This window comes from Actinomadura mexicana (assembly GCF_900188105.1).
Classification (GTDB): Bacteria; Actinomycetota; Actinomycetes; order Streptosporangiales; family Streptosporangiaceae; genus Spirillospora; species Spirillospora mexicana.
In genome coordinates this window covers 295,711-311,235 of the sequence record NZ_FZNP01000002.1, presented here as the reverse complement: position 1 = coordinate 311,235, position 15,525 = coordinate 295,711, and the positions used below count along the sequence as shown (strand labels likewise).

The window sequence follows — 15,525 nt, the reverse complement described above, 5'->3', positions numbered from 1 at the left end:
CCGGTGCAGATCGAAGCCGCGGTGCTGCGCGCCGCAGACGCCCCCTACACGATCGAGTCGCTCGATCTCGCCGACCCCGGACCCGGCGAGGTCCTCGTCAAGGTCGCGGGCGCGGGGATGTGCCACACCGACATGCTCGGCCGCATCCCCGGCGACCTCGTCACGAAGCCGGTCGTCCTCGGGCACGAGGGCTCCGGCGTGGTCGAGGCGGTCGGCCCCGGCGTCACCGGCCTCACCGCCGGCGACCACGTGGTCATGTCGTTCGACTCGTGCGGGGCGTGCGACAACTGCCGCGCAGCCAAGCCCGGCGCGTGCCCGCAGATGACCGCGCTCAACATGCTCGCGATGCCGCTGGACGGGACGCCCCGCGCCACCGGTCCCGGCGGCGAGCCCGTCCACACGCGCTGGTTCGGGCAGTCGTCGTTCGCGAGCCACGCCCTCGGGACCGCGCGCAACGTCGTCCCGGTCGGCAAGGACGTCCCCCTCGACGTGCTCGGGCCGCTCGGCTGCGGCGTGCAGACCGGTGCCGCCTCCGTGCTGATCTCGCTCGGCGTCCGCGCGGGCGACAGCATCGCGATCTTCGGCGCGGGCGCGGTGGGGCTGGCCGCGGTGATGGCGGCGCGGATCGCGGGCGCCTCCACGATCGTCGCCGTCGACCTGCACGAGTCCCGGCTCGACCTGGCCCGCGAACTCGGCGCCACCCACGTCCTCGACGGGGCGGACGACGACATCGCGGGACAGATCCGGGCGATCTCCGGCGGCGAGGGCGTGCAGTACTCGTTCGACTCCACGGCCGTCCCCGAGGTCGTCTCGACGGCGGTCGCGTCGCTGCGCACCACCGGCGTCTGCGGCCTGGTCGGCGTCGGCGCCGCCGAGTACCGGCTGGACGCCAACCTCCTGCTCATGGGACGGACGGTCAAGGGCATCATCGAGGGCGACGCCGTCCCGCACACGTTCATCCCGCGGATGATCGAGATGTGGCGGCAGGGCCGCTTCCCGTTCGACCGGCTCGTCACGACCTACCCGCTCGCCCAGATCAACGAGGCGGAGGCGGACACGACGTCCGGCAAGGTCGTCAAGCCCGTCCTGATCCCGTGAAGCCCCTTCCGGGGCCCTCGAAGTGGGCGGCGCTCTCGGCGTCCGCCGGGTAGTACGACTCGATGGCGACCTCGTCCAGCGTGATGTCCATCGGCGTGCCGAACGTGGTGATGGTGGAGAACATCCGCAGCTCCCGGCCCCCCGAGCGGACGATCATCTGGATCGTGACGTCGGCATCGGCCGGCGCGTCCTCGGGACCGGGTTCCAGCAGTTCCGCGTAGAGGGCGGCGAGTCCGGGGTCGGGCGCGGCGGCGAGCTGGCGCCTGACCCGGGAGCGGAACACCGCGCGCACGTCGGCCAGGTTGACGACCAGGCCGGCGAGCCCGCGCGGGTCCAGGCCGAGCCGCAGCAGGTTGACCGGCGGCCGGAGCAGCTCGGGGTCGACCTCGGCGAGGAACGGCTCGACGGCGCGGTTGGTCATGACGATGTTCCAGCGGCGGTCGAACGCCAGCGCCGGATACGGCTCGTGCGCGCGGAGCACCCGTTCGACCGCGTTCCGGGCTGCGGACAGCGCGTCGTCGGCGAGCGGCCGTTCGGCGTACCGGGGCGCGAAGCCGGCCGCGAGCAGCAGCCGGTTGCGGTCGCGCAGCGGCACGTCGAGCTGGTCCGCGAGCCGCAGGACCATGGCGGCGCTCGGGTTGGACTTCCCCGTCTCGACGAGGCTGACGTGCCGGGCCGAGACGTCGGCGGCGATCGCGAGGTCGAGCTGGCTGAGCCGCCGGCGATGCCGCCACTGCCGCAGGAGCTCCCCGACCGTGTGCACGGTCATCGAGGGTACTCATCATGCGGCGGGACGCCATGAAATGGGACTTCATCGACAATCCGCCACGACCGCGGAAACACTGCGTCCATGACCAACAAGGACATCGTTCAGCGGGCACTGTCGGAACTGATCACCACGGGCGGCACCGACGGGCTCCGACCGCTGCTCAGCGACGGATTCGCGCACCACCGGCCGGACGGGACCTCCTCGACCAAGACCGAATGGCTCGACGCCGTGCAGGCGGCGCTCACCCCCCTCGCCGGCATGCAGGTCGAGATCCGCCACCTGCTGGCCGACGGCGACCACGTGGTGCTGCACACGCGGCGGCGGCTCCCGGACGGGCCGGAGATCGCGGTCGTCGACATCTGGCGGATCGACGACGGGCTGCTCGCCGAGGCATGGGAGATCATCGAGCCGGTGGCCCGGGCGGCCGCCAACCTCACCTGGTGGGAGCCCGCCGGAGTGTGACGGAACCTGTCTGACCGGACCTAGACGACACGGTGGAGGAGGCCGTCGCCGCGCGCGAGGCGGCGGCAGTTCTCCGCGGCGACCGCGAAGTAGCGGTCCCACGTCTCGCGGGTCAGCCACGCGACGTGCGGCATGACGACCACGGTGTCGAGGGCCAGCAGCGGATCCCCCGCGTCCACGGGCTCCTTCTCGAAGACGTCCAGCCCGGCGCCGCCGAGACGCCCCGACGCGAGCGCCGCCACCAGCGCCGCTTCGTCGATCACCGCGCCGCGCGCCGTGTTCACCACGATCGCGCCCTCCGGCAGCAGCGCGAGCCGCCCCGCGTCCAGCAGATGGCGGGTCTCGTCCGTCAGCGGGATGTGCACCGAGACGATGTCGCTGGCGCGCAACAAGTCGTCCAGCCGCCGCCAGGCGGGATCCTCAGGGCGGGGCCGCCGCGTCGTGTAGAGGACGTTCGCCCCGATCGCCTCCAGCATTCCGCGCAGCAGGGTCGCGATCTCGCCGCCGCCGAGGAGCCCGACCGTCCGTCCGGCCAGCTCACCGCCCACCAGGGACCGGTCGGCGGGCCATCCCTCGCCGCGCCGCGTGCGCGCGTCGAACGGGACGACACGCCGCAGCGCCGCCAGCATCAGCAGCAGCGACGTCTCCGCGACGGCCTGCGCGTTGCGGCCCGGCATGTTCGCGACCGCGATGCCGCGCTCGGCCGCGGCGTCCAGGTCGATGGTGTTCACGCCCGTGCCGAGCTTCTGGATCAGCTTCAGCTTCGGTGCCGAATCCATGTCGGCGGCCGTCACCGGGCGCAGCACGTGCCAGAGCACATCGGTGTCCGGCAGCAGCGCGGCGAACCGCGCGTCGTCCTGCTCCGAGCAGCTCACGATGTCGAGGCCGGGCTCCTCGTGTTCCCTGTCGTAGTGCAGCAGCACACGCATGCCGATCCCCTCTCGCTGCGACCCCGGCGTCACCACCAGGCGTCCCCCGCGATTATCGTGCGCACCATGACCTGGAGCCGGACCGAGGTGAGCGCCATGCGGACGGAACTACCGATCGTGCAGGCCCCGATGGCGGGCGGGCCGTCGACGCCGGAACTGGCCGCCGCCGTCTCCAACGCCGGCGGCCTCGGCTTCCTCGCCGCCGGCTACAAGACGACCGAGGCCATGCGCGCCGACATCGCCGCCACGCGCGAGCTGACGTCCCGCCCGTTCGGGATGAACGTCTTCATGCCGTCCCTGGACGAGATCGACCCGGCCGCCGTCGCCGCCTACCGCGCCCTCCTCGCCCCCGAGGCCGCCCGCCTCGGCGTGGAGCCGGGCACCCCGGGCCCCCGCGACGACGCCTACGACGCGAAGATCGCCGACCTGGTGTCCGACCCGCCCGCGATCGTCAGCTTCACGTTCGGCTGCCCCGCCCCGGACGTGATCCGCGCCCTCAAGGACCGCGGCGCCACCGTGGTCGTCACCGTGACCTCCGTGAACGAGGCCCGCCAGGCGTCCGGCGCCGACGCGCTCTGCCTCCAGGGCCTTGAGGCCGGAGGCCACCGGGGCTCGTTCACCAACACCCTCGACGACCCGCTGCCGCTGCGCGCGCTGCTCCCGGCCGTCCAGAAGATCACTCGGCAGCCCCTCATCGCCGCCGGGGGCCTGGCCACCGCCGCCGGCGTCGCCGAGGTCCTCTCCCTCGGCGCCGTCGCCGCCCAGCTCGGGACGGCGTTCCTGCGCTGCCCGGAGAGCGGTGCCAGCGCCGTCCACAAGGCCGCCCTCACCGACCCCCGCTACACCTCGACCGCGATGACCAGGGCGTTCAGCGGACGTCCCGCGCGCGGCCTGATCAACCGCTTCCTCACCGAGCACTCGGGGGACGCGCCCGCCGCCTACCCGGACGTCCACTACGTGACGGCGCCCCTGCGCCGCGCGTCCGCCGCCCAGGGCAACGCGGACAGCGTCAACCTCTGGGCGGGGGAGTCGTTCGACAAGACCACCGAAACCCCCGCCGCCGACCTGGTGGCCGCCCTGGCCCCCGCCTGAGACGGTCCCGCCGCGCGGGGCGCCCGACGGAAATCCAGGTGCCGGACGTCCGGATCCATGCCACGCTCGAACGACTTCACCGCCCCCGAGGAGCCCCTCGATGAAGGACCTTGAAGCGCGCATGCGCGCCCGCGAGTGGTTCCACTCCCTGACCCTGCTCCCCGGCGCCTGGGCCGTCGTCCGCGTGGACGGCCGGTCCTTCTCCCGCTACACCGAGGCCAACTTCGACAAGCCGTTCGACGCGCGCTTCTCCGACCTCATGGTCGACACCGCGGCGACCCTCCTCACCGAGCTCGGCGGACGGTACGCCTACACCGAGAGCGACGAGATCTCCGTCGTCCTCGACCCCGCCTTCGACCTGTTCGGCCGCGAGGTAGAGAAGCTCGTCTCGCTGTCGGCGGGCATCGCCACCGCCGCCTTCACCCACGCCGCCGGAACACCCGCCGTCTTCGACGGCCGCGTCTGGATGGGCACCTCCCTCGACGACGTCGTCGGCTACTTGATCTGGCGCCGGGCCGACGCGGCGCGCTGCGCCGTGAACACCTGGTGCTACTGGACGCTCCGCAAGGAGGGGCTGTCCGCGCGGAGGGCGAGCCGCGAGCTGGAGGGGACTTCCGCCGCCGACAAGAAGAAGCTGCTCTTCTCGCGCGGCGTGAACTTCAACGAGGTCCCGGCCTGGCAGCGAGAGGGCATCGGCCTCTGGTGGGAGACGTACGAGAAGACGGGCCACGACCCGGTCCGCGACACGTACGTGACCACCACCCGCCGCCGGATTCGCACCGAACGCGACCTCCCGCACGATGACGCCTACCGCGACCACCTCGGAGCGGTCCTGCGGCCGCCCGCCTGACGACGCCTCGGCGCTCCAGTCCCACAGGGCCTGGAGCACCGGGCCCAGGCGACGGCCCTGCGGAGTGGGCGCGTAGCGCGTGCGCGGCGGCCGGCCCGCCCTTCTCTGCCGTTCGAGAACGCCCGCCTGGGCAAGGTGCGCACCGGACGGCCGCTGGCGCTACACCGTCGGCATACCTTTCGGCACGGCCGCGACCGGCGGGCAGCCGTCGTTACCAGCAGAGATGTGCGAGGAGGAGGTTTCCGGGAAAAACTCGTGGGGGTTGGCCCAGGCCGTGTTGATCCGACCGTCCTCCGTTCGACCTAGGGGTGAGAGGGTCCCGCGGAGGGACCCGAAGGACAGGGAGACAGCGGACATGAAGTACATGCTGATCATGCGGGCGACCGACGAGGCCTACGCGGGCATGGCGGACACCGACCACACCGAGATGATCGAGACCGTGGGCCGGTTCAACGAGGAGCTGATCCGGGCCGGCGTGCTGCTCGCCGCGGAGGGCCTCGACGACCCGTCCGAAGGCGTGGTCGTCGACCACTCCTCCGAGCCGCCCGCGGTCACCGACGGCCCCTACGGCGAGACCAAGGAGCTGTTCGGCGGGTTCTACATCCTCAACGTGGCCTCGAAGGAGGAGGCCGTCGAGTGGGCCAAGCGGGCGCCGGCCGGTCCCGGCTTCAAGACCGAGATCCGCCGCGTCCCCACCATCGAGGAGTTCCCGCAGGACAACGAGTGGATCAAGAAGGAGCGGGCCTGGCGCGAGGCCACCGGCCAGCTGTGATGGGCGACCCCACCGGCCGCGAGGCCGTCGCCGCCGTCTGGCGGATCGAGTCGGCGCGGATCGTCGGCGCGCTCGCCCGCTACACCGGCGACTTCGCGCTGGCCGAGGACCTCGCCCAGGAGGCGCTGGCCGAGGCGCTCGTGACCTGGCCGCGCGACGGCGTCCCCCGCAAGCCGTCGGGGTGGCTGCTCACCGTGGGCCGGCGGCGCGCGATCGACGCGTTCCGCCGCCGCTGCGCCCTCGACGAGCGGTACGCCGCCCTCGCCCACGACCTGGACGAGGGCGGCGCCGCCACCGGACGCCCGCCCGAGAAGGACGACGACGTGCTCTGGGACCCCGACCAGATCGACGACGACGTGCTGGCGCTCATGTTCGTCTCCTGCCATCCCGTCCTGTCGCGGGAGGCCCGGATCGCGCTGACGCTGCGCGTGGTCGGCGGCCTGACCAGCGACGAGATCGCCCGCGCCTTCCTCGTCGCGACCGCGACCGTCCAGGCCCGGATCACCCGCGCGAAGAAGACCCTCCGCGCGGCCAGGGTGCCGTTCGGGGTACCGCCGGCCGCGGAGCGGGCCGAGCGGCTCCCCTCGGTCCTCAACGTCGTCTACCTGATCTTCACCGAGGGCTCCACGGCCAGCTCGGGCGGCGCGCTGATCAGGTTCGACCTCGCGGGCGAGGCGCAGCGCCTGGCCCGCGTCCTGGCCCGGCTGATGCCGGACGAGCCGGAGGTCCACGGCCTGCTGGCGCTGCTGGAGCTGACCGCCGCGCGCTTCCCCGCCCGCACGGCCCCGGACGGCGGGCCGGTGCTCCTGGAGAACCAGGACCGCACCCGCTGGGACGGCGCCGCGATCCACCGAGGACGCGCCGCCCTGGCCCGCGCCGAGGAGGCAGGCCGCGGCCTGGGCCCTTACGGCCTCCAGGCGGCGATCGCCGAATGCCACGCCCTCGCCCCCTCGGTCGCCGAAACCGACTGGGACCGCATCGTCCTCCTCTACGAGGCCCTGGGCCGCCTGGCGCCGTCCCCGGTCGTGGACCTCAACAGGGCCGTTGCGGTCTCCATGTCGAAGGGCCCGGCCGCCGCCCTCCCCGTCGTGGACGACCTGGCGGCCTCAGGCGCCCTGGCGAACTCCCACCTCCTCCCCAGCGTCCGGGGCGAACTCCTCACCCGCCTGGGCCGCCCCGAGGAGGCACGAACCGAGCTGGAGCGAGCCGTCGAACTGGCAGCCAACGAACGCGAACGCGCCCTCCTCCAACACAAACTCACCGCCCTCCCTGAAGCCGGAGCCCGCTCTGTCACTCAGCCGGTCTCGTCATGAAGGCTTCTGGTACCACACCAGATGGCAGTCGATGTCGTTTGTGACGAAGTGTTTCGCCCCCTCCATCACCAGTCCCCGCTGGCAGCGGATGTGTGCCTGCGGAGCATGCCTCTCGGCGATGATCTTGTCGGTGAACTGGCCGTACGGCGTTCCGTGCTGGGCCTCGCAGTTGTCCGCGTAGACCTCGGTGAAAGGCATGGTGGGAAGTCTGAGGGTCATGAGGTCGTCGCAGACGTAGTCGGGAGAGGGAGGGATGGAGGACGGGTCGGCGTGTGCGATGGTGCCCGTGACCGCCTGGGCGGGGGGTGCGGTCGACACCACTGCGGCGGCGGGGATGGCGGTGGCCAGCAGGGCGGCGGCCATCAGCCGGGAAACGCTGGACATGCGGGGAGCGCGGGTCATTGGCAGTCCTTCCTTGCGCGAGGGGTTGATGGGCCACAGTTCACATCGACCGCGGCGCGCACGCAAAGTGTCCATTCAGTCACATTATGGAGTCGACTGAATCGGCAAACCCTGACGGCCGGGCGCGTGCGTGGCGGGACGACGGCGGCGAGCACGCCGCAGTCGCACTGCTCGACCGCTACTACGCCCTGATCCCCTACCTGCCGGGCAAGGCGATGGTCGCCAACCCGGCACGCCGAACCGCCGAGTCAGTCAACCTGACCGACTACTGAGGCGCGGGCCGGCCACCCGATAACCCGTTCCTCGATCGCAGCAGCGGGCCGGTCAGAACAGGCCGGGCATGTAGGGGGCGCCGTTCGCGCGGATTCCGCGGGCCACGGCCATCGCCCTCGCCGCCCCGCGCGGATGCCCGGCTCGACCGGCTCTGCGGAAGTACTCCTCGGCCCCCGCCATGTCGTCCTTGTGCTCGGACCGGACGCCGAGGTTGAACAGGGAGTCCGGATCACCCGCGGCCGCCCCCTTCTCCCACCACTCATCGGCCTCCTCGCGCCTGCCCTGGGAGTAGAGATGGTTGGCGAGGGCACCGAGCGCGCGACCGTCGCCCTTCTCCGCGGCGCGCCGCAGCCACTCTTCGGCCTCCTCCGCCCGGCCCATCTCGCCGAGTGCCAGACCGAGATTGGTGATCGCATCGGCGTGCCCGGCCTCAGCCGCGACACGGAACTGCTCGGCGGCCCCTGGCAGGTCACGGCGGCCGATGAGCAGCAGCCCGAGATTGTGCCGAGCGCCTATCTCTCCCGCCTCGGCCGCCTTGCGATACCAGCTCTCGGCCTCCTCGTCCCGGCCCTGGTCCGAACACAGGATGCCGAGGTTGAGCTGCCCGACCCGATCGCCCGCTTCGGCCGCCGCACGCCACCACCGCTCGGCCTCGCGCTCGTCCCGCTCCACGACCAGGACACCGAGCTTGAGCATGGCGCCGACATGCCCCGCCTCGGCGGCGACCCTGAACAGCCGTTCGGCCTCCCGTACCTGCCCCTGCTCCTGGAGCGACTTCGCCTCCTGGAACTCGGCCTCTCCGCTACCCGTCTCCACGCCGTCCCCTCCCGTGATCACCCTGATCGGACCGACCCGGCCCCAGAACGGTTCCCGCCGCTTCCAGTGAGGTCGTGGAGATTGCTCTGGGCGGCTCATCTGTCCCCCATCCGAGCTACCGGGAACTGTCCACCGAGCGGTGACGATTCGTGCGCCGCCGATTCCTTAGCGTTGCGGTGGTCGCAGCGTTCCGGCTGCATCTCCCGCTACACCGCCATGTGAATCACGGCGGCGATCCCCCAGGAGAAGAAGACATGATCCGCAAGATCAAGACGGCCGCCGTCGCCGCAGCGTGCTGCACTGTCGTCGGCGCGGGGCTTGCCGGTTGCGAGGACGACCCGGTGGCGGACGGGGGCCTGTTCTCCTCCGGCACACCGAAAGCCGAAGCCGACCTGATCACGGGAACCAAGAAGATCGAGGTCGGCGGCACGTCGGTGAACGTTTCCTGCGCGGGCGACGCCGTGAAGGGCAAGCCGGTCGTCGTCCTGATGCACGGAGGGGGTGACGGGCTGGACAAGCTGGCCGCCACCCAGAAGACGCTGAGCAAGGACAACCGGGTCTGTTCCTACGACAGGCTCGGCGCAGGCAAGAGCGACCCGCCGGCCGGTCCGCAGGACTTCACCAGTAGCGGCAAGGTCCTGACCGGGGTGCTCGACCGGATCGCCGGTGACGGTCCGGTCGTCCTGGCCGGACACTCGCTGGGCGGGCTGATCGCCGCCAGGTACGCACCGGACCACCGGGACAGGGTGAAGGGGCTGGTCCTGATGGACGCCACACCGCCGACGATGGTCGGGGACATCACCAAGGCGATTCCCGCGTCCGCCAAGGGGCCGGCGGCCGAGATGCGCGCACAGAACCTCGCGATCTTCCAGGGCCAGAACCCGGAGAAGCTCGTCATCACCGATGGAAAGGTCGGCTCCGCCGGGAACATCCCAGTAGAGGTGATCAAGCACGGGAAGCCGTACCTCGCGGCCGTCCCCACCTACGGGCCGCGCCTGGAGCGGTCATGGTCCGCTCGACAACGCGCGTGGCTCGCCCTCTCCAGCCGCAGCAGGCTGAGCACCGCTCCCAAGAGCGGGCACTACATCTACCTCGAACAGCCCGAGGTGGCCATCAAGGCCATCCAGCGAGTCACCTCGCAGGCCACCGACTGACCAAACGCCCGCGCCCGGCCGCAGGGTCACCCCGAGCCGACGTCCCAGCCGCGCGCTTCTGCGATCTGCTCGGCGAGATCGGCCAGCGTCGAGGACGGCCCGCCCGGGTCCCGCCCGGCGCGCAGCACCGACCGGACGGCGGCGCGGAGCATGACCTCCCGGAGGCGGGTCAGGGGCGTTGGACGGGGTGGTCCACGACGCCTGCGGCCAGGCGGATGGACTGGCTCTCGACGGCGCCCTTCAGGAAGCGCCCGCCGTCCGGCATGGTGTGGTCCCGGGCGACGGTGGTGCGGTGGCCCTGGTAGGCGTAGGTAATCGGGTTCAGGAGGATCTCGTCCTTTGCCCAGCCCTCGATGAGGAACGAAACCGAGACCGCCTTGTGCCCCGCCCCGTCCATGGCCGTCCGGTTCACGGTGACGCCGGGGATCTTCGCCATCGCGCGGTAGGCGGCGGCGGTCTGCGCCGGGGGCAGCACGCCGTTGTTCAGCAGCAGTGACCCGAGCAGCTGGAACGCGCCCCCGTTCGGATCGGCCGGCGTCTTCTGACCGCGGGCCCAGGCCAGCATCCCGTCGGGGTCGGTGGGCAGCTTGGCGACGGTGGCGTAGTCGATCGGCGGTGTCCCCCCGCCCGTGGCGGAGGTGACGAGCTTGCCGTTGTCGTACAGCGCCAAGCGCTTGCCGTCCGCCCGGACCCATTCCCGGTCGACCGTCGTCTTCAGCGGTGACCCCGGCTCGATGACCTGGCCGCGGCCGGGGACTCCGCTGCGCCGGTAACGGGTCTCGGTGTAGACCCACTGGCCAGGACGTGGTGCGGTGAACGGCTGCTTCAGCACGAACGTCGCGGCGACGTTCAGCACCTGCTGCGCCTCCGACGCCGCCACGGGCGCCGGCCGGCGCGGGCCGCCGCCGCCCGTGGCGACGACGGTGCCGGCGATGAGCGCCCCAGCGATACCTCCCGCGGCGACGAGGCGGAACGTCGTCCGGCGGGACGAGCCGGTACGTCGGGCCGTGGACGCCGTGATCCGCTCGTAGGCGGCGCGTCCGGCCGGGTCGTGGGCCGCGCCGTCGAAGGCGCCGGGCGGGCAGGGGTCGGCCGGGGCCATGATGCGGCGGACTTCGTGGAGGTCGTTCATACCTGGTGGCTCCTTTGCAGCGGGGCGGCGGGTGCGGGACGGTCGGCGGCGTCGATCTCGGCGAGGGCGGCGGTCAGGCGCCGCCGGGCGCGGTGCAGGCGCACGGAGAACGTCTTGACCGAGCAGCCCACCGCGGTCGCCGCGGCCTGTGCGTCGAGGCCGTCCCAACCGACGAGTTGGAGAACCTCGCGGTCGCGGGTGGACAGGCGGCCGAGCGCGGCGGCCATGCGGTCGCCCTCGGCCAGTCCGGACGCTGCGTCGGCGGCGGGGCCGCGCTGGTCGTTGCCGCGCAGCCGGTCCCACAGCCGGGTGCGCCGGCGGCGGCCCCGCATCTCGTTGGCCAGGACGTTGCGGGCGACGTTCAGCAGCCATGGGAACGGGCGGTCGGGCGGGATGTCGCCGCGCCGCCGCCAGGCGACCAGGAACGTCTCCGCGGCGATGTCCCGGGCCGTCTCGTGGTCGATTCGCCGCGCCGCGTACCTGAGCACATCGTCGTAGTGCGCGTCCCACAACCGGGTGAATCCCCCGTCTGGATCGGGCACGCCGGCTCCCTTCTCTCGGGTCGATGTCGCCCAGAGATGTCCGGCAGGCCCGCTCCGCCTACACCGGAACGGGCGGGAATCCTCGGGAGTCACGTGCTCGACGCCTACCAGGTGCCGTCAGTCCGTGTTGCGTAGGCCCAGGATGTAGGTCGCGGTTAGGGCGACGGCGCGGTCTTCGTCTTGTGACAGGTCTGCGAGGGCGCGGGACGCGGTGGTTCCCGGGATGTCCGCGAGGGCCTGTGCCAGCCGTCGACGGGCGGACGGATCAACGGTGCCGTGGGCGAGGCGGTCGACGAGCCCGGTGGCGATCTGGTCCGCCAGCGCGGGACGGCTCGCCAGCGTGCTCAGCGCGTCGGCCGCGTCGACGTCGTTCGCCTCCTCGACGATCATGTCGACCAGCGTCGGGACGGCGTCCTCCACTCCCCGTGCTCCGAGCGCCAGAGCCGCGTACCTGCGGATCACGAGGTCGGGGCCGGTGAGGACGTCCCGCAGCAGTGCGGTCGCCCCGTCGCTCCGGATCTCGGCGATCGACTGGACGGCGCGTCTCCGCACCTCGGCCACCGGTGAGCCGAGGCCCTCCGCCAGCGGCGCCAACGCGCTGTCGCCCGATTGCGCCAGAGCCCATCGAAGGGCTCCGGCCACGTTCGTGTCCGTCTCGCTCAGCGCTGCCTCGACCAGTGCTTCCACCGGCACCGGAACCTCCTCGACCGAGGACAGGGCCGCGCGCTGGCGCTTCCCGGCGCTTTCCGACCCCAGCGCCTGGAGGAGCGCGACGATCTGGAGGACGTCCTCCCAGCCGGCGGGTTCCGCGGCATCGATCCGGCGGAGCCGCGTGAGCAGCTCCGTCTCGCGTGCGATGCGTTCCCGCGTCCGGCGGACGAGGCCGTCGACGAGCTCCGCGGGGGCGAAGCCGGGATCATCGAGCGCACGCCCGACATCGCGCAGCGACAGTCCCAGCGACCGCAGGCTCTCGATGTGGAAGATCCGCCGGATGTCCTCGCTGGAGTACTCGCGATAGCCGGCGCCGGTACGGCCCGTCGGCCGCACCAGGCCGAGCGACTCGTAGTGCCTGAGCATGCGCGCGCTGACCCCGGACCGTCGCGCCACCTCACCGATCAACACGGCCCGTCACCCCTGCTGGCCGGTCGTGCCGAGGGCCACGATGCGCTTCGCCTCCTCGATCGCGAACGCGAAGTCGGCGTCCGGATCGCGCAGCAGGCGTTCCGTGGCGATCGCGTGCGCGCGCACGCGGGGGCCGGGAGCCGTCATCGCAGCGCGCAGGACCGGCAGGATCACCTCGCCGAGCGCGATCAGCGCCCGGCTGAGGCTCTGCTGCGTCGCGCGCTCCCCGCGCCCGAGCTGTGTCGCCAGCACCTCGGCCAACTCGGGCTCCTCGCCTTCGGGGACGAGGACGACCGCCGCCCGCCAGGCGCTCCGCGCCACCTCGTCGTCGCCGTCGGTCATGAGGTCCCGCGTGATCGCCGGCCACGCCCGCCGGTCCCCGACCTTGGACAGCGTGTGCAGCGCCTGGCTTCGTGCCTGCGCCCGCTCCGAGCGGAGTTCGTCGACGAGCTTCGGAACCGTCAGCGATGCCGAGTGGCGGGTCAGGGCCCACGTGAGCATGTCGCGCACGAAGAACTCGGGTTCGATCGCGCACCGTTCGATGAGCTTGTCGACGAACCCCGGGTCAGGGGCCGTGCCGACCGCCATCGCCGCCCGCAGCCGCACCGAGGCGTCGCTGTTCTCCAGCCCCCGGAAGGCCCGAAGCGTGTCCGCGTCCTGTTGCGGAATGGTCACCGGGACCACCTCCCTGGTCACAGTGAAGAGCTTGTCACCGTGTCAGGGTCAAGCGCGGTCGCGCATGACGGCACCTGGCGGGACGGGGTGCCCTACGGTCTTCTGCATACGGCCCGCCGGTTTGAGCCTGAGGGCGGTGTGAAATAACAGCATTTGATTACTTTCGGGGGGAACTCGTGCGCACGCTGTTGAACGTCCTCTGGCTGGTTCTGGCGGGCTTCTGGATGGCGATGGGCTACGTGGTCGCCGGGGTGATCTGCTGCATCCTCATCATCACCATCCCGTTCGGCATCGCCGCGTTCCGCATCGCGGGCTTCGCGCTGTGGCCGTTCGGCCGGACGACCGTCCCCAGGCGGGGCGCGGGCGCGGGCTCGCTGCTGGGGAACATCATCTGGATCATCTTCGCGGGGTGGTGGCTGGCCCTCGGGCATCTCGTCACCGGGGTCCTGCTCTGCATCACGATCATCGGGATCCCGTTCGGCATCGCCAACTTCAAGCTGATCCCGATCTCGCTCACCCCGCTGGGCCAGGAGATCGTCCCGTCGGACAGCACCACGGCCTTCTGAACGACCGCCCTTCAAGGGGCTTCACGGGGTTCGGCGGGACGGTTACCCTCTAACTGGCGTCCACGCCGGTCGTATGTGCCTTGCTCTGGGAGAGTTCCGTCCCCACGGGACTTGTTCGGCTCTTGCACCGGCTCCTCTGTCTCCCGTTCAGCTGAGGAGTCGTCCCCGTGAAGCTCAAGCACGCGCACCCCGAACACGGTCCCTTCAGACATGCGGCCGGTGCCGCGCTGGCCTCCGCCGCCGCGGCGGCCGTCCTGTCGTTCGGCACGCTGGTCGCGGTGTCAGCGCCGTCGTCGGCCCAGCTCGCGTCCGCGATCGCCTGCACGTATCCGGCGTGGGCCGAGGGCACCTCCTACAAGGTCGGCGACAGGGTCGTCCACAGCGGCCACGGCTACGAGGCGATCGTCGCCCACACCGCCTACCCGGGCGCCGGCTGGAACCCCGCGTCCACCCCCACGCTGTGGCGTGAGCTGGGCACCTGCGACACCTCGGAGCCCCCGACCACACCCCCCACCACCCCGCCCGGCGGGGACGAGACCTGCGCGGTGAAGTCCAAGCCCGCCGGCAAGATCCTTCAGGGCTACTGGGAGAACTGGGACGGCGCGTCCAACGGCGTCCACCCGCCCTTCGGCTGGACGCCGATCGACAATCCCGTGATCAAGCAGCACGGCTACAACGTGATCAACGCGGCGTTCCCCGTCATCCGCTCGGACGGCACCGTCCTGTGGGAGGACGGCATGGACTCGACGGTCAAGGTCTCCACCCCCGCCCAGATGTGCGCGGCGAAGGCCGCGGGCGCGACCGTCCTGATGTCGATCGGCGGCGCCGCCGCGGGCATCGACCTCAGCTCCAGCAGCGTCGCCGACCGGTTCGTCCAGACGGTCGTGCCGATCCTGAAGAAGTACAACTTCGACGGTATCGACATCGACATCGAGACGGGGCTGTCGGGCAGCGGGAACATCGGCCGGCCGTCGGCGTCGCAGTCCAACCTGATCCGCATCATCGACGGCGTCCTCGGCCGGATGCCGTCCAACTTCGGGCTCACGATGGCACCGGAGACCGCGTACGTGACCGGCGGCAGCGTCACCTACGGCTCCATCTGGGGCGCCTACCTGCCGATCGTCAAGAAGTACGCGGACAACGGCCGGCTGTGGTGGCTGAACATGCAGTACTACAACGGCAGCATGTACGGATGCTCGGGCGACTCCTACTCCGCCGGGACGGTCGAGGGTTTCGTGAAGCAGACCGAGTGCCTGGACAACGGCCTCACCGTCCAGGGCACCACCATCAGGGTTCCCTACGACAAGCAGGTCCCGGGCCTTCCCGCGCAGCCGGGCGCGGGCGGCGGCCACATGTCGCCGGGCCTCGTCGGCCAGGCGTGGAACCACTTCAACGGCCGGTTGAAGGGCCTGATGACCTGGTCCATCAACTGGGACGGATCGAAGAGCTGGTCATTCGGCGACAACGCCCGCGGGCTCCAGGGCCGCTGACGGCCTGACCCGGGGCGGGCCCGGCGGCGTCCGCCGGGCCCGCGCCCCGGGCTCGCCCTCCTTGACAT

General features: G+C 71.7%; 19 protein-coding genes and 1 pseudogene. 10 read left to right on the top strand and 10 right to left on the bottom strand.

The genetic code is table 11. The features are described from left to right. Positions 1-3: 3 nt before the first annotated feature. A complete protein-coding gene (locus tag CHC11_RS05810) occupies positions 4-1,098 on the top strand; it encodes an NAD(P)-dependent alcohol dehydrogenase (protein WP_089310550.1) in 1,095 nt (364 codons plus the stop codon). Here the strand turns inward: CHC11_RS05810 and CHC11_RS05805 are convergent. Further along, a complete protein-coding gene (locus CHC11_RS05805; protein WP_179278702.1) occupies positions 1,076-1,867 on the bottom strand; it encodes a helix-turn-helix domain-containing protein in 792 nt (263 codons plus the stop codon). The genes CHC11_RS05810 and CHC11_RS05805 overlap by 23 nt on opposite strands. A gap of 81 nt (positions 1,868-1,948) precedes the next feature. Here CHC11_RS05805 and CHC11_RS05800 point away from each other — a divergent pair, with 81 nt between their 5' ends. Continuing rightward, entirely contained in the window at positions 1,949-2,329 is a 381-nt protein-coding gene (locus CHC11_RS05800) for a nuclear transport factor 2 family protein (RefSeq protein WP_089310549.1), read from the top strand. A gap of 20 nt (positions 2,330-2,349) precedes the next feature. Here CHC11_RS05800 and CHC11_RS05795 read toward each other — a convergent pair whose 3' ends face one another. Further along, a complete protein-coding gene (locus CHC11_RS05795) occupies positions 2,350-3,258 on the bottom strand; it encodes an NAD(P)-dependent oxidoreductase (protein ID WP_089310548.1) in 909 nt (302 codons plus the stop codon). 66 nt (positions 3,259-3,324) lie between these two features. Between CHC11_RS05795 and CHC11_RS05790 the strand changes: the two genes are divergently transcribed. Further along, positions 3,325-4,350, top strand: a complete 1,026-nt coding sequence (locus tag CHC11_RS05790) for a nitronate monooxygenase (RefSeq protein ID WP_245918784.1) — start codon at positions 3,325-3,327, stop codon at positions 4,348-4,350. A gap of 100 nt (positions 4,351-4,450) precedes the next feature. After that, positions 4,451-5,200: a tRNA(His) guanylyltransferase Thg1 family protein gene (locus CHC11_RS05785; protein WP_089310547.1), complete on the top strand. Its 750-nt coding sequence runs from the start codon at positions 4,451-4,453 to the stop codon at positions 5,198-5,200. Between the two features lie 18 nt (positions 5,201-5,218). Here CHC11_RS05785 and CHC11_RS43300 read toward each other — a convergent pair. Beyond that, a pseudogene (locus tag CHC11_RS43300) lies at positions 5,219-5,323 on the bottom strand (winged helix-turn-helix transcriptional regulator); the annotation flags it as partial. Between the two features lie 232 nt (positions 5,324-5,555). Here CHC11_RS43300 and CHC11_RS05775 point away from each other — a divergent pair. Both CHC11_RS05775 and CHC11_RS05770 read left to right on the top strand, forming a co-directional pair. Beyond that, a complete protein-coding gene (locus CHC11_RS05775; protein WP_089310546.1) occupies positions 5,556-5,972 on the top strand; it encodes a YciI family protein in 417 nt (138 codons plus the stop codon). Continuing rightward, complete coding sequence (locus tag CHC11_RS05770; protein ID WP_089310545.1) at positions 5,972-7,285, top strand: RNA polymerase sigma factor; 1,314 nt, start codon at positions 5,972-5,974, stop codon at positions 7,283-7,285. The genes CHC11_RS05775 and CHC11_RS05770 overlap by 1 nt, the downstream gene beginning before the upstream one ends. Here the strand turns inward: CHC11_RS05770 and CHC11_RS05765 are convergent. Beyond that, complete coding sequence (locus CHC11_RS05765) at positions 7,280-7,687, bottom strand: hypothetical protein (protein WP_089310544.1); 408 nt, start codon at positions 7,685-7,687, stop codon at positions 7,280-7,282. The genes CHC11_RS05770 and CHC11_RS05765 overlap by 6 nt on opposite strands. Before the next feature lie 86 nt (positions 7,688-7,773). Here CHC11_RS05765 and CHC11_RS05760 point away from each other — a divergent pair, with 86 nt between their 5' ends. Further along, positions 7,774-7,959 (top strand): hypothetical protein, encoded by a 186-nt coding sequence (locus tag CHC11_RS05760; RefSeq protein WP_089310543.1) that lies wholly within the window; start codon positions 7,774-7,776, stop codon positions 7,957-7,959. A 52-nt stretch (positions 7,960-8,011) separates the two neighbouring features. Here CHC11_RS05760 and CHC11_RS05755 read toward each other — a convergent pair whose 3' ends face one another. After that, positions 8,012-8,776 (bottom strand): tetratricopeptide repeat protein, encoded by a 765-nt coding sequence (locus CHC11_RS05755; RefSeq protein ID WP_143226942.1) that lies wholly within the window; start codon positions 8,774-8,776, stop codon positions 8,012-8,014. 254 nt (positions 8,777-9,030) lie between these two features. On the opposite strand from CHC11_RS05755, the gene CHC11_RS05750 reads away from it, so the two are divergent. Next, a complete protein-coding gene (locus tag CHC11_RS05750; protein WP_089310541.1) occupies positions 9,031-9,930 on the top strand; it encodes an alpha/beta fold hydrolase in 900 nt (299 codons plus the stop codon). 26 nt (positions 9,931-9,956) lie between these two features. Here the strand turns inward: CHC11_RS05750 and CHC11_RS43295 are convergent, their stop codons facing one another. The 5 genes from CHC11_RS43295 to CHC11_RS05730 form a co-directional block, all read right to left on the bottom strand. Further along, entirely contained in the window at positions 9,957-10,082 is a 126-nt protein-coding gene (locus CHC11_RS43295; RefSeq protein ID WP_281258281.1) for a hypothetical protein, read from the bottom strand. 17 nt (positions 10,083-10,099) lie between these two features. Further along, entirely contained in the window at positions 10,100-11,062 is a 963-nt protein-coding gene (locus CHC11_RS05745; protein ID WP_089310540.1) for a CU044_5270 family protein, read from the bottom strand. Then, entirely contained in the window at positions 11,059-11,604 is a 546-nt protein-coding gene (locus CHC11_RS05740) for an RNA polymerase sigma factor (protein WP_179278701.1), read from the bottom strand. Before CHC11_RS05740 ends, CHC11_RS05745 begins: the two co-directional genes overlap by 4 nt. A 117-nt stretch (positions 11,605-11,721) precedes the next feature. Further along, positions 11,722-12,726 carry a HEAT repeat domain-containing protein gene (locus CHC11_RS05735; protein WP_089310538.1) on the bottom strand — a complete coding sequence of 335 codons (1,005 nt, stop codon included), beginning with the start codon at positions 12,724-12,726 and terminating at the stop codon, positions 11,722-11,724. Positions 12,727-12,732: 6 nt separating this feature from the next. Further along, complete coding sequence (locus CHC11_RS05730) at positions 12,733-13,401, bottom strand: HEAT repeat domain-containing protein (RefSeq protein ID WP_089310537.1); 669 nt, start codon at positions 13,399-13,401, stop codon at positions 12,733-12,735. Positions 13,402-13,577: 176 nt separating this feature from the next. On the opposite strand from CHC11_RS05730, the gene CHC11_RS05725 reads away from it, so the two are divergent. Together CHC11_RS05725 and CHC11_RS05720 are read left to right on the top strand one after the other, a co-directional pair. After that, positions 13,578-13,967, top strand: coding sequence for a YccF domain-containing protein (locus tag CHC11_RS05725; RefSeq protein ID WP_089310536.1), 390 nt, complete (start codon positions 13,578-13,580; stop codon positions 13,965-13,967). Positions 13,968-14,134: 167 nt separating this feature from the next. After that, positions 14,135-15,457 (top strand): carbohydrate-binding protein, encoded by a 1,323-nt coding sequence (locus tag CHC11_RS05720; protein WP_245918783.1) that lies wholly within the window; start codon positions 14,135-14,137, stop codon positions 15,455-15,457. Positions 15,458-15,525 lie beyond the last annotated feature (68 nt).